The organism is Hymenobacter miniatus, from assembly GCF_016427455.1.
Lineage (GTDB): Bacteria > Bacteroidota > Bacteroidia > Cytophagales > Hymenobacteraceae > Hymenobacter > Hymenobacter armeniacus.
In genome coordinates this window covers 105,421-118,916 of sequence record NZ_JAELXR010000009.1, presented here as the reverse complement: position 1 = coordinate 118,916, position 13,496 = coordinate 105,421, and the positions used below count along the sequence as shown (strand labels likewise).

Below are 13,496 nucleotides of genomic sequence, written 5' to 3'. Positions count from 1 at the left end.
AAGTCAAGTCACAGGTAGTAAGGGTAATGTGTGTTTAAAGTCATTCAGGCGTTTCATTATTCTCGCTTCTCGCTTCTCGCTTCTCGCTTCTCGCTTCTCGCTTCTCATGGCATGGTCAGCACGAGTTCGGACATGGGCACGGCCAGCGAAGCCCGGAAGTGCCGCCGCGCGTGCTCATAGAAATTGAGGGTGGCGTCCACCATCTGGCGCACGTCGAAATGGGCGGCGGCATGTGCAGCTTGCTCGCGGCTGAGCTGCCGGCGCAGGCTGGGGGCGTTGAGCCAACTGTGCAGCACGGCGGCCAGGCCGGCCGGGGTGATGTCGGGCGGCAGCAGGGCCGCGGGGGTGGCGCGCAGCACCTCGGGCACGCCGCCCACGGCCAGCGCCAGCGCGGGCACGCCGGCCGCCATGGCCTCCACCAGCACCAGCCCGAAGGTTTCGTGGGTGGCCACGTGCACGTACAGTTCGGCGGCGCGCAGCAGCGGCAGCACCTGCTCGTGCTCGCGGTAGCCCAGCAGGAGCACCACGTCTTCCAGCCCAAGCTCGGCAATGTGCTGGCGGAGCAGCGCCTCGTCTTCGCCCTTCCCCACCAGGCCCACCACAAAATCCTGGCGGAACTGGCGCAGGGCGTGGGCGGCCCGCACCAGCAGCAGCTGGTTTTTGCGGCTTTCGAGGTGGCCGATGTTGAGCAGCACGGGGCGGCCGGCGGCGCGGCGGCGCAGCTCCGCATCGGGCGTGGCGGCGCGCCCAGCGGCCAGGTCGATGCCGTTGGGCACCACGCGGCTTGCGCAGTGGGGCGGCAGGGCGGCCCGCACCGCCTCCAGCCCAAACCTCGACACGCCGATGAAGTACTGGGTGCGCGCCAGCAGGTGCGCGTACCACCGCCCGATGGCCCGCGCCGCCGCGGGGCCGCGGGGCTTCTGGCGCAGCTCGTCGGCGGCCGGGTGGGCGTTGAAGTGGCCCGTCACCACCACCGGCACGCGGTTGCCCAGGGCGTGGCGGGCGGCCAGGCCGCTGCCCAGGTCCTGGGCGTTCACCACGTCGTAGCGGCGGCTAGGGTCGATGCCCCAGCGAATGTGCAGGTAGTAGGCCACGGTGGTGGCCAGGGCGCGGGGCACCGGCCCCAGCCGCCGCAGCAGGTGGCGCAGCCCCGCCACCAGGTGCCGCCGCGGCCCGGTGAGGGTGGCAGGCGTCACCACGTCTACCTGGTGCCCGCGCTGGCGCAGCTGCTCGGCCAGGCGCACGTAGTGCACCCGCACCCCGGAAGGCGCGTCGGGCTTCAAAAACGAAACCAGCAGAATGTTCATGGCTGAAGGGGCGAAGGCTGCGGCCCAAAGCCGGGCGTGAACGACGACGAAAGCGGTGCCTGCCGCTCCAAAAACCGCAGGTAGCCGGCCAGGAAGCGGGCCCCGGGGCTGGCCGCATTGCCGGGCCGCAACCGCCCCAGGAAACGGCGCAGCTCCTCGCGCAGGGCCGGGCGCGGGCGCAGCAGCATGAGCCCGCCCAGAACCACGGCGCCGGCCAGCATCAGCAGGGTGAGGGCGGCGGGGGCGGGCCAGGCCAGGGGCTTCAGAACCCAATGCAGCAGGCCCAGCAAGGCGCCCAGCGCCGCCGCATGAAACAGGCCCGGTCCGTAGGCGGCCAGCAGGCGCGGGTAGGGCAGGGCCAGCTCGTGGTGCATCAGCCGCAGGAACAGGGCCGTGCGCACTAGCTCATTCAATACCAGAGCGCCGGCAAAGCCCGCCAGCCCGTAGCCGCGCAGAAAAAAGAAGAATAACACCAAGCTGCAAAGGGCCAGCAGGTTGGCGTTGATTTTGGCCGTGAGGGCCGCCCGGGCATCGCACACAATGCCGGCAAACATGGTAATGAGACTCAGCGGCACGGCGGCGCACAGAATGCGCAGCACCGGCACGGCGGCTTCCCAGCCCGGCCCCAGCACGGCGCGCACCAGCACCGGCGCGGCCACCGCCACGCCCGCCCCCAGCGGTAAGATGCCCGCCGCCACCAGCGTGATGCTGCCCAGGTACACGCCGCCCAGCTTGGCGCGGTCGGCCTGCACCTGGCTGAAGGCCGGGAAAATGACCCGCGACACGCTGCGCGTGAGCAAATACAGCGGCAGCGTAATCAGCATCGAAGCCCGGTTGTAGATGCCGAGCAGCGCGGCGCCCAGCAGCCGCCCAATCAGCAGCGTGTCGAGCGAGCTGGTGATGAATTCGAGGAAGCTGGTGAAGGTGATGCGCGTGCCGTAGGCCAGCAGCGGCCGGTAGTGCGCCCACCGGAAATACAGCCGTAGAGAGTGCCGCGTCACGGCATAGGCCAGCAGCGCCACCAGCAGGCCCTGGGCCAGGTTGGCCACCACCAGGCTCCACACGCCCCAGCCCGCCCAGGCCATGGCGATGCCCAGCCCGCCGTAGGCCAGCACGTAGGCGGTGGTTTCGATGATGGCCAGCGTACGGAAGGCCATGCGCCGCCGCAGAATGCTCAGGGCCGTGGCCGACAGCCCGTTGAAGAACAGCCCGAGGCCCATGAGGCGCACCAGCGGCACCACGGCCGGCTCGTCGAACACCAGCCGGGCCAGCGGGGCGCCCACGGCCAGCGCCAGCGCGCACGCCCCGCCCAGCAGCGCCGCCGAGGTGAAGGCCGCGCGCACATCCTCGTCGGTCATGTCGGGCTTTTGCACGAGGGCGTGCTCCAGCCCAATCTGCGAGAAGTAGGTACCAAAGCGAATGACCACGCCCGCCAGCGCCACCAGCCCGAAGGCGGCCGGGGCCAGCAGCCGGGCCATCACGCCGGTGTAGCCCAGCTGGAGCACGGCCATCACCACCGTGGCGGCCGTGCTCCAGCTGATGCTGTGCAGCGTGGAAGTAGTCAGGTTTTTTGCTGAAGCCATGAGGGGGGCGAGGCCTTATTTGTAGTAGGCGTAAGCATTGCGCTGGTGGCGGTGCTCGTAGCTGCCGGCAAAGCGCACGTCGTTGATGAGCAGGTACACCTGCCGGATTTTCTCGTCCTGGTACAGCTCGTTGATGCGGCCCACCAGGTCGCGGTCGGTGTAATTGTGGCGCACCACGTACACCGTGGCGTCGAGGTGCTGCACCAGCACGAAGTATTCGGCCACGAAGCCCACGGGCGGCGTGTCGAGCACCACGTAGTCGTACTCGGCGCGCAGGCGTTGCAGCAGCGTGGCCATGCGCGGGCTTTCGAGTAGCTGCGTGGGCCGGGCCGGCACCGGGCCGCAGGGTATCAGGTCGAGGCCGGGCACGCCGCTGGGCCGGCGGCACTCGTCGAGGGTGCAGTCGTCGGCCAGGTAGCTGGTGAGGCCGTGCAGGGAGCTGGGCGCCAGCAGGAAATAGGCGGCCACGGTGGGGCGGCGCAGGTCGGTTTCCACCAGCACCACGCGGCGGCCGGAGTGGGCCAGCTCGGTGGCCAGATTCACGGCGCAAAAGGTTTTGCCCTCGCCGGGCACCGTCGAGGTCACACCCAGCACCTTTTTATCGGGCCCGGCCGTGAGGTACTGCAGGTTCACCCGAATAGAGCGAAACGACTCGGCAATGGGGCCTTTGTTGCGGTGGGCCAGGTCTTTGGTGTCGGCCGGGGTGCCGTGGGCCACCACGCCCAGCACCGGAATGTTGGTCATGCGGGCCAGGTCGTTCTGGCCCTGCACGGTCTGGTTGGCTTTGTCGAGCAGCAGCACCAGGCCGGCGGGCAGCAGCAGCCCGGCCAGCAGCGCAATGAGCCCCACCAGCTTGGGATTGGGCGAATCGGGGCCGGCGCTGGTGCGTTGGGCGCGGTCCACTACGCGCTTGTCGGTGGTGTTGGTGGCCAGGGCCAGGGCGGCCTCGTTGCGCTTCTCCACCAGGAAGTTGTAATTCTTTTCGTTGAAGTCGCTCTCGCCCTTCAGCGAAGCCAGCTGGCGCTCGTTCTCGGGCATGCGGCTGATTTGGCCGCGCACCCGGGCCAGCTGGGCGTCGAGGTCGCGCAGGCCGATGGCGGCGGTGCGGCTCATGTTGGTGAGGGTCTGCATCAGGGCCTCCTTGGTGCTGCGGATGCGCTCGTCCGTCACCACCAGCAGGGGGTTGGCGTCGCTGCCGTTCACGCTCAAGGCGGCGCGGCGGCTGTTGAGCTCGTTGAGCTGCAGAATGAGGCTGTTGAGCACGCCGTCGTCGATGCCGGCGCTGCTGGGCGAGGCCATCTGGCCGCCGCCCCGGTTGGCCTGCAGGTAGTCGAGCAGGCTCTGGCAGTAGCGGCGGGTGGTGGCGGCGCGGGCGCGGGCCGTTTCCAGCTCGGCCAGCCGGCCAATCTCCGACGACGACTGCGCCTGCACGTCCACCACGCCCCGCGTGGCCCGGAACGCCGACAGCGCCCCCGCGGCCTGCTGGCGGGTGCGGGCCAGCTTGGCAATCTCCTCATCCAAAAACGCCAAGCTTTTGCGGCCGGTCTGGTTTTTGGCGCGCAGGTCGGCGGCGATGTACACGGCCATCAGCGTATCGAGAAAGGCCTGTGCCTGGACCGGCACGCTGTTTTTGAGGCGTATCTCCACAATGCGCGAGTCGTGGTCGATGGGGCGCACGGCCAGGCCTTCGGCGTAGCGGCCGGCGGCCCCGTTCACGTCGTTCAGCACAAAGCCGTAGCGCCCGGCGCCGGCCTCGAAGGGCACGCCCGGCACGGGCCGCAGCACCAGGCGCAGCAGCGGGTGGCGCAGGGTGTCGCCGGCGGCCAGGGTGGTGTCGAGGCGCACGTTCCAGGTGTCGCGCACCACGCGGCCGGTGGGCAGGTCGGCGAGCCGGGCGCGGGCAGCGGTGGCCTGCAGGCGGTAGCGCCCGGCCCCGGCGGGCGTCACGTACACGCGCACGTCGGCGAGCTGGGGGGCCGTCAGGTCGGGCAGCACCTCAAAGGGCATGGCGGCGGCAGGCTGCTCGCGGCGCAGCACGGGCCGCAGGCGGTTCAGCCAGGAGGCGGGCTCGCGGAAGTAGGCCACGGCAAAGGGCAGCCGGCGCACGGCCTGCCGCACGGTGGCCCCCGAGGTGATGAGGCCAATTTCGTCTTCCATCTTCAGCCCCTTGTCGTGCACTTCCAGAATCTGCAGCAGCTCCTGGGCCCGCTTCGAGCCCGTGGCCTGGTCGCCGAGCAGCATGGTGGCGCGCAGGCCGTACACCGGCGGCGTCACTTGCAGGTACACGTAGGCCAGCGCCCCGGCCAGCAGCAGGGCACCCGCAAACAGCAGCCAGCGCCGCCGCAGCTTAAAAAACAGCTGGCTCAGGTCCAGTTCGTCGGGGGCCGGTTCGGGAGGTGTTTTCATACGGCAAGCCGGGCCCGGCGGCGGCCCGCAGCCGCCCGCCTGCCCCGCGGTTAGTTGGATTTCAGAAAGCTGAGCAGCAGCACCACGGCCGAAATGCCGGCGAAGGCCAGGCCGAGGTTGTTGGCGTTGGCGCGGGCGGCGCGGGCCTGCAGCGGCTCCACGTAGAGGGCGTCGTTGGGCAGCAGGTAGTAGTAGGGCGAGCCCAGCAGGGCAGGGTCGGTGAGGTTGAGCAGCACCACCTGCGAGCCCGTGGGCGTTTGGCGGATGAGCTTCACGTTCTGGCGGTTGCCGTATTCGGTGAGGTCGCCGGCCAGGCCCAGGCCTTCGAGCACGCTGGCCTGGCCGTTGTACACGAAGTAGCGGCCGGGGTTGCGCACCTCGCCCAGTACCGTCACCTTGAAGCTCAGCAGCTTCACCACCACGTTGGCCCCCCGCACGAAGCCGCTCACGCGCTGCTGCACCAGGGCCTGCGCGGCCATAACATCCAGCCCGGCCACTTTGAGGGCGCCCACCGTGGGCAGCGTAATCTGCCCATCCTCGCTCACCGAGTAGCCGCTCAGGAACATGGCGCCGGGGTCGCTGTTCATCATGACGCGCGCATCGGCCACGTTAAACAGCTCGTTGAATTCGGGCTGCGGGCTCTGCACCCGCACCGACAGCACGTCGTTGGGCTGAATGCGGTAGCTGGGTCGGGCATTGGCCACGGCCACGGCCGAGGACGCGGAGTAGCCCGGGCTTTGCAGGTAGGGCAGCTGCCGTTGGGCCACGCAGCCGCTCAGCAGCGTTAGGGCCGGCAGCAGCCACCGCAAGCAGGAGGAGGGGAGAGACGGCATGGCGAAGGAAGCAGTGGCGGTCGGAGCAGGCAGTGGGCCCCCGAAACGGGTTGGGTGACGGTTCTGGCGCGGCGAGGGGTGCTCGCGGCGCACCGGGCAGCAGCCGGTTGGAGTAGCCTGACAAAACTCGTCGCCGGTCCCAGCCATCGAAATGAGGAGCATCAATTTCCGAATTGAGGATGCTCACTTGCGCGCCGCAGCGGTAAGGGCCTTATTGCCAAACGAAAACCCTCCGGACCTTTTCAGCTGCCGACAGTGCCCGCGGCGCGCCATGGGGCAAAATTCCGCAGCGGGCACACGAGTCCGCGGTTGCATTTTCTTTGATAATATACTATATTTGATATATTGTGATGGCGTCCGGGTGCATCACAATACTGCGCTGCCGTCACTGCCTCATTCCTCGTAAGCGCCATGGCTGACTCCGCACTTCTCCGCTGCCTTATCGTGGACGACAACGAAGCCAGCCGCCTGATGCTGGCGCACATGGTTGGGCTCACCCACACGCTGGAGCTGGTGGCCAGCCTGCCCGACGGCGTGCAGGCCCTGAGCTACCTGCAAACCCACCCGCCGGTCGACATCCTGTTGCTCGACATCGAAATGCCGGAGCTGACCGGCCTCGCCCTCGTGCAGCTCCTGCCCGAGCCCCACCCGGAAATCATCCTCGTGAGCACGCACGCCGACTTCGCCATCGAAGCCTTCGAGCTGCACGTGACCGACTACCTGGTGAAGCCGGTCGATTTCGCCCGGTTTCGGCGGGCCGTGGACGTGGCCGTGCGCCGCCGCCGGGCCGCCCTGGCCCACGAAGCCGCCGCCGCATTGCCCGTGGCCGCCCGCAAAGACGCCCTCGAAGACTGGTCGGAGCTGTTTGTGAAAGTCAACAACCGCTTGGTCAAGCTCAATTTCGACGAAGTGCTCTACATCGAGGCCATGTCGATGTATTCGGTGCTGGTCATGGCCAACCACAAATACATTGTGCACGCCACGCTCAAGCAGCTGGCCGAGCGGCTGCCGTTTGCGCACTTTCAGCGCGTGCATCGGTCCTACATCGTCAACACCCGCCTCATCGACAGCATTGAGGACAACATGCTGGTGGTGGGGCCTTACGAAGTGCCGCTGGCTAAATCCTACCAGGAGGTGCTGTTTCGCTCTATTCGGAGCTTGTAACGTGGGCGTCCGCGTCGCGGCGCAGGGCCTGCACCACGTCTTCCACGGTGGCCACAAATTCCTGCGCCGCCGCCCGAAACGCCGCCGGGTCCACCGCCGCCGGGCCGCGCCCCCGCCCGTGAATGGGCGCAAGCAGGGTGGTGGTGCAGGTTTCGAGCCCGCCCACGTCCAGCGTCTTCACATTGAAGTGCAGGTAGTGCACCTGCTGGGCCGCCGTGCGCCAGTCGCCCGCGGCGGCGGCCGCGCTCAGCTTGGCCAGGGCGGCGGGGGCATTGTTCAAAAACGAGGCAACGACTTTGTCCACCAGCGCGTGGTCGCCTTTGGCAAAGCTCTGCAGGCCGGCCAGGCTGTAGGGGCGCGCCGGCCGGGGCACGGCCAGGAGCTGCTGGCACAATTCGGCTTCGCTGAAGGGCTTGGCTAGCCGGCCGATGATGCCCTGGCGCCGGTAGTAGTCGTCGGGGCGCGGCAGCGCGGCCGCCGTGAACGCAATGACCGGGGTGTGGGCCCGCGCCGGGTGGGGCAGGGCGCGCAGGCGGCGCACCACCTCCAGCCCGCTGAGGTCCGGCATCTGAATGTCGAGCAGGGCCACGTCGAAGTCCTGCGCCGCCAGCAGGCGCAGCGCTTCGCTTCCGCTGGCGGCTTCGGTGGGCCGAATGCCCCAGTCGGCCAGCGTCAGGCGCGTGACTTCGCGGTTCATCTCGTTGTCGTCGGCCAGCAGCACGCGCAGGCCCGCCAGGCGGGCCGGGAGGGAGGGCTGCTCCGCGGCGGGCGCCGGCCGGGCCCCGGCTGGGGCTTTGGGCAGGGCCAGCTCCAGCGCGAAGCAGCTGCCCCGGCCCGGCTGGCTGGTCACGCCGAGCGTGCCGCCCATTTGCCGGGCCAGGCGCCGACTGATGCTCAGGCCCAGTCCGGCGCCGCCGTAGTGCCGGCCGGTGGCCGCGTGGGCCTGGGTGAAGTCGTCGAACACGCTCGCCAGCATTTCCGGCGCAATGCCAATGCCGGTGTCGGCCACCCGAAACCGGACCCGCAGGGCGGTGGAGCTTTCGGCCAGCACCCGGCAGCTAACGCGAATGCTGCCCCGGTCCGTGAATTTCAGGGCGTTGCTCACCAGGTTGAGCAGAATCTGGTTGAGGCGGAGCGGGTCGCCCAGCACCCAGCGCCGCGGAAACGGCCGCCCCGCCGTGGCCCCCAGAAACCGCAGCCCCTTCTCCCGGGCCTGCGCCGCCAGCGGCCGCAGCACGGCGTCCACCGAGTCGCCCAGCACAAACGGCACGGCTTCGAGCTCAATGGCCCCGCTGTTGAGGCGGCTGAGGTCGAGCACGTCGTTGAGCAGGCCGGTGAGGTGCGCGCCGGCCTGGCAAATGCTGCTCAGCAAATACCGCTGCCGCTCGGTCAGGGCGGTTTTGCCCAGCTGCGCCGCCAGCCCCAACATGCCGTGAATGGGCGTGCGCACCTCGTGGCTGATGCTGGCCAGGAACACTTCGCGGGCCCGGGCGCTGGCCGCCGCCTGCTGACGGCTGCGCCGGGCTTCCCGCTCGGCCTCGATGCGCGCCGTGATGTCGTGCGAATGGCCGATGACGTAGGCCGGCTGGTCGGGTTCCTGCACCAAGGTGTTGTGAAACAACAGGTAGCGCACCTTTCCGGGCGCCGTGGCTACCCGCAGTACGCCCGTGGCGCTGCCCGCCGAACTGACCCGGGCCAGGTACCGGCTCAGCGCGCCCTGCTGTTCCGGCTGCAGAAACCGGCCAAGGGGCTGGCCCACCAGCTCGGCTTCGGGCCGCTGCAGGAGCGCGGCCAGGGCCGGGTTCACCGTAAGCAGGCGGCCGGTCAGGTCGTGGGTGCAAATCAGGGTTTGGGTGTGGCGCAGCAGGTCGTGGTACTGCTTTTCGCGCAGGGCCAGCACCTGCTCGTGGCGCTTGAGGTCGGTGATGTCGGTGGTCACGCCCAGCACGAACACCGTGCCGTCGGGGTTGTGCAGGGGGCAGCGCACGGTCTGGTACCAGCGCCGCTCCCCCGAGTCAAGGGTCAGCGTCATTTCCTGCCGCACCTCGCCGTTGGTTTGCCGCGCTTGCTCGTTGATTTCGGTGCGGCGTCGGCGTTCGGCGTAGGCGGGGGTGGCCGGGTCGTGGTGCGCCGGCCCGCTGTACACCTGCAGGTGCTGCATCAGCTCGCGCACGGCCCGGTTGTAGAAGACGGGCCGGTCGGCCGTGTCGTACACGGTAAACAAGGTAGAGCTGGTGTCGAGCATGAGCTGCCGGAAATCCTGCTGGTGGCGCAGCTGCTGCTCGGTGGCCCGCCACGCGGTCACGTCGACCAGGTAAAAAAACGTTAGTTCCTGGTCCGTTGCGCTGGCGCTGCTCACTTGCCAGCACTGCCCGTTGGCCTCCAGCACGGCCGGCTGGTTGGCAGGCTGCGTGCGCAGCCACTCCGCGGCGTCGCTCAGTGCTTGCCACAAAGCCGTGGGGCTGCTGCCTTGAAACGCCTCCCGGACGCTACTGGCGGCAGGATTGGCATAGCGCAGCCGGCCGCGTGCGTCGAAACACAGCACCGGGTGCGGGTTGTGGCCAAGAAGCGCCGCCGGAAGCGCCGGGTCGGAAGGACATGCACCGGAGCGGATACCCAGGGCGGAAGAGTCGGTGGTACTTTCGAACATGCTCATGCGTGCTGAGAAGTGAAGCGCACAACATGGATGCGCCTCGGGGGCCAGCAGCAAGTTGCTGCTCCTCAGTAGCCCCTTATGTGGCGGCTACACCGCTGAATGCTACTGATTCTAAGCAAATATATTAAATAATATATGTTTTGCTGCTTAGTTTCCTGGTGTGTTTATTAGATAGCGCCTTTTGTTACCAGCTATTTGCAACAATGGCGTCCAATCAGCCGGTTTGCCTACCGGTCGACTGGACACCATAAAGTCGTTGGAAACTTCTTGTTGGGCAGCACAGCGGCAGATGCTCCACCGAACAAGGGCGCGCATTATACCTGCGTTGTGCCGCCGTCCACGGCCATCGAGATGCCCGTGATGTAGCTCGAATCGGCCGAAGCCAGGAACAGGGCGGCGGTGGCAACCTCGCGAGGCTGGCCAGCCCGGCCCATTGGCACGGTGCTGACGAAGGCGGCTTTTTGCTCGTCGCTGAGCTGTGCAAATGCGGGGGTGTTAATCGGGCCGGGGTGAATGACGTTCACGCGGATGTTTCGCGCTTTCAAGTCCGCCGTCCAGGTTTTGGCAAACGTGCTCAGGGCGGCTTTGCTCGCGCTGTAAACGCTGGTGTAGGCGTTGCCTTTCAAGGCGGCCGCCGAGCCCGTCATGAGGATGGAAGCCCCGTCGCTGAGCAGCGGCAGGGGCCTTCTGCACCGTGAAGAACGTGCCCTTGGCGTTGACCGCAAACTGCGTGTCGAAGTGTGCTTCCGTCACCTTGCCCAGCGGCGCGAATTCCACCGCGCCGGCGCTGGCGTAGAGCACGTCAATGCGACCTTTTTCGGCTTGTACCTGGGCATACAAGCGGTCCAGGTCGGCGAGGTTGCCCGAGTCGCACACCACGCCGGTCACGTGGCGCCCAATGGTTTTCACGGCTTCGTCCAACTCGTGTTGGCGGCGGCCGGTGATGAAGACGTACGCGCCTTCTTCGACGAAAAGTTGGGCTGTGGCCAACGCCATGCCCAAACTAGCGCCCGTAATGACCGCAATTTCATTCCTGCAAATTCCGTGGCGAACAAACAGAAACTAGGCTGCTCGAGCTCAAGCCGCTGACTTTCCCGCCCCATTTCCGCTTGGTGAATCTGGTTTTCCCAACGGCTGCGTGCGCCCAGAAGCAGGGCTTCATCAGTGCAAGTGCTTTATTTCAACGCATTTAAGTTGCCTCTCAGAACAACTTCGCGATGGTTTGCGGGGCTGGAATGCCGCCCGTCAATTGAACATTGACATTATTCAACTAAGAAAAAGCACGGCTTGTGTTTGGGCAATTACCGCCTGTCCCTCGGCGCCGGTTGCCCCAGCAGTTGGATGGCATTCGCTTGAGGAACAATAACCCCAACAAGCTATAGGCCATGAAGGCGCACTTGCTTGCCCTGGGCTAGCCGTAAACTGCTGTTGCCCCCCATCCAATGCTGGTCTGGTTAGGTGTGGCCCTACCCTTGTAAAAAAAGCTGCAATTAGCGGAGCTATTGGCAGCTATACTACAAGCCCTGCTTATGCCAAGGCATATTTTTAACCCGAAATGCGGCCGTGAGCAGCACTATGTGCTGCCAGTTCACCCGCCGCGGCTCGTAGCCAGTCCACCAATTCCAGTAAATTACCTGCATCGTGATGCCCGCCCGGGGTTCGAACTGCACACCGGCCTGGGAGCGCACCTCTTGCAGCCAGCTGCCGGTCCGGTACACGAATGGCTCGGTATTGAGGACTAAGCTCAGGTGCGAGTTGAGCGGGGGCATTATGCCGGCCAGGGTGCGAACCCGATAGATGGGCTGCCGCTGCTGCCCTTCGTAGAGCCCCGGCGTGAACCAGAGGCGGTCTAAAGAAAGCTGCCAGCGTGGGTGCAGCGGCCGGTTGGCCAATACCTGGCCCCCGTAGAGACGGGCGAGCTGCAGCGTGCCTTGCTGGTCGATTGCGCCCACCTCGTACACGGCAGATAGGGTTAGCTGCTGCCGCGGCCAGGCGTAGCAGACCCGGCCAAGGCCCAGCTGCAAAAACGTGCGCGTCAGATTCTGGTAGGCCACGTAATTGGGCGAAATTTCCAGTGCCCAACGGCTGCTGTCGGGTTGCCATGTTATACTCGTCCAGTTCCAGCTTACCAGGTCCGACTGCTGCTGCGCGTGGCTACTGATGGGCTGTAGCACAATGCCAACAAATACGCTGGTTAGCAGTAAGTGGCGCCGGCCTATCATGCTTTCTCCTGATAAACTGCCCAGGGCGTTTCCTGCTCGGGAACAGCGGGCTTGGCTGGCGCAGAACCGGGCTGCGGGCCGCTGCCGTGACTTGAATTCTGCTTCGGTTCGTGGGTGTAGCGGGAGGCAATGGTGGGGAAGCCGGTGACCGGGGCCAGCGGGCCGAAATAGTCCTGGAGCACAATGCCCAGGCCGGTGGCGGCACCCAGCAGCAACAAGAGCAGCGGCGAAGCCCAAGACGCAGCCAGCAGCAGGCAGCCCCCGGCCACTAAGCGAAGGGCCACGCGCCGCCTGGCGCCGGGCTGGGCTTGCTCGCTGGCCCAGCTGTTAACAATGCCGAGCAGCCCCATGACCAGGTAGCTGCCGCCCACTCCGCCCCCGACCAGCCAGCTGGTGAGGGCAACCTCCGGCTTTTCGTCCACGGCCAGGGTCAGGCCCGCGCTGCCCAGGAGCAGAAACAAGGTCAGCGGCAGGTGCAGGTAGGCCCAGGTCCAAAACGGGGCAGTGCGTTTCCGTTCGCTCAGGGCCTGCACCGGTGCCTCGTACACCCGGGTGAAGTAGGCCCCGCCGAGCCCGATGAGGGTGCCGCCCGCCAGTAGCGCCCGGCCGAGGCCATCGGCGTTAAGGCCGGTTTGGGAGAGCCCTTGCGTGATGCCGTGCGCCACCTGCCCCAGCACCAGCAGCACGAAGGTGGCCACTCGGCCCGGCAGGTGGCGGGCATCGGGCGGGATGTGCTGGTGCAAGGCGCGCCCACCCGCCACCAAGGGCGTACATATCTCTGCGGCCAACGCCAACGCCCACAAGTAGTAGCCAACCGGCGCCTCCGCCAGCGCCGCCCCAACCCAGCAGGCCAGCGACACCGCGAAGCCGACCTGCACGTGCCGCACGTAGGCCCGGGCGGCCGGCACGAAATGCGCCACGCGGGCATACTGCACATGCACCACCCCGCGCAGCCCTGCGTAGATGCCCACGAAAATGACCGTATTGGTGTGGCTGGTCAGGGCCAGTTTGATGACGACTGCCAGCACCAGCAGGCCCAGCAGTTGCACCACCGTGAACAGGAAGTCGCCCAGGTCGTTGACCACCGCAAAACGGTTGGTGTAAAACGTGAGCCCATTCCAGAGCCACCAGACCGGCACCACCAGCAGCAGCAAATCGAAGACGGCCGCTCCGCCAGGCGCAGCAAGCAGCCGGCTCACCAACTGGCCCAAAATGACCACGAACGCCAAGTCGGTTAGCGTTTCCAGCCAGGAGGGGCGGCGCGTGCCGGGTGGGTCGCAGGCGCGCAGGCGAGGGACCGTATCAGGGGCGTTCTGACTCATGCG

Annotated in this window: 9 protein-coding genes and 1 pseudogene; 1 reads left to right on the top strand and 9 read right to left on the bottom strand. The window is 67.0% G+C overall.

Annotation, left to right across the window (positions count from 1 at the left end):
* Nucleotides 1-104: 104 nt before the first annotated feature.
* From JAO73_RS15145 to JAO73_RS15130, 4 genes are read right to left on the bottom strand one after another with little or no spacing between them, the layout of a single operon-like run.
* Nucleotides 105-1,307: a glycosyltransferase family 4 protein gene (locus JAO73_RS15145; protein WP_198977961.1), complete on the bottom strand. Its 1,203-nt coding sequence runs from the start codon at nucleotides 1,305-1,307 to the stop codon at nucleotides 105-107.
* Nucleotides 1,304-2,890 (bottom strand): lipopolysaccharide biosynthesis protein, encoded by a 1,587-nt coding sequence (locus JAO73_RS15140; protein ID WP_198977959.1) that lies wholly within the window; start codon nucleotides 2,888-2,890, stop codon nucleotides 1,304-1,306. Before JAO73_RS15140 ends, JAO73_RS15145 begins: the two co-directional genes overlap by 4 nt.
* 15 nt (nucleotides 2,891-2,905) lie before the next feature.
* Nucleotides 2,906-5,296, bottom strand: a complete 2,391-nt coding sequence (locus JAO73_RS15135; protein ID WP_198977958.1) for a polysaccharide biosynthesis tyrosine autokinase — start codon at nucleotides 5,294-5,296, stop codon at nucleotides 2,906-2,908.
* Between the two features lie 50 nt (nucleotides 5,297-5,346).
* A complete protein-coding gene (locus JAO73_RS15130) occupies nucleotides 5,347-6,129 on the bottom strand; it encodes a polysaccharide biosynthesis/export family protein (protein ID WP_198977954.1) in 783 nt (260 codons plus the stop codon).
* Nucleotides 6,130-6,540: 411 nt separating this feature from the next.
* Between JAO73_RS15130 and JAO73_RS15125 the strand changes: the two genes are divergently transcribed.
* Nucleotides 6,541-7,293 carry a LytR/AlgR family response regulator transcription factor gene (locus JAO73_RS15125; RefSeq protein ID WP_198977952.1) on the top strand — a complete coding sequence of 251 codons (753 nt, stop codon included), beginning with the start codon at nucleotides 6,541-6,543 and terminating at the stop codon, nucleotides 7,291-7,293.
* Here JAO73_RS15125 and JAO73_RS15120 read toward each other — a convergent pair.
* From JAO73_RS15120 to JAO73_RS15100, 5 genes and pseudogenes are all read right to left on the bottom strand, one after another.
* A complete protein-coding gene (locus tag JAO73_RS15120; RefSeq protein ID WP_198977950.1) occupies nucleotides 7,277-9,949 on the bottom strand; it encodes a PAS domain-containing hybrid sensor histidine kinase/response regulator in 2,673 nt (890 codons plus the stop codon). The genes JAO73_RS15125 and JAO73_RS15120 overlap by 17 nt on opposite strands.
* A 314-nt stretch (nucleotides 9,950-10,263) precedes the next feature.
* The gene (locus JAO73_RS23250; protein WP_262896066.1) at nucleotides 10,264-10,596 is read right to left on the bottom strand and encodes an SDR family NAD(P)-dependent oxidoreductase; all 333 of its coding nucleotides are present in this window, start codon (nucleotides 10,594-10,596) and stop codon (nucleotides 10,264-10,266) included.
* Nucleotides 10,597-10,642: 46 nt separating this feature from the next.
* Nucleotides 10,643-10,966: pseudogene (locus JAO73_RS23245) on the bottom strand (SDR family NAD(P)-dependent oxidoreductase); the annotation flags it as partial.
* 497 nt (nucleotides 10,967-11,463) lie between these two features.
* Entirely contained in the window at nucleotides 11,464-12,123 is a 660-nt protein-coding gene (locus JAO73_RS15105; RefSeq protein WP_198977944.1) for a hypothetical protein, read from the bottom strand.
* 44 nt (nucleotides 12,124-12,167) lie between these two features.
* A complete protein-coding gene (locus JAO73_RS15100) occupies nucleotides 12,168-13,493 on the bottom strand; it encodes a low temperature requirement protein A (protein ID WP_198977943.1) in 1,326 nt (441 codons plus the stop codon).
* Between the last annotated feature and the right edge of the window lie 3 nt (nucleotides 13,494-13,496).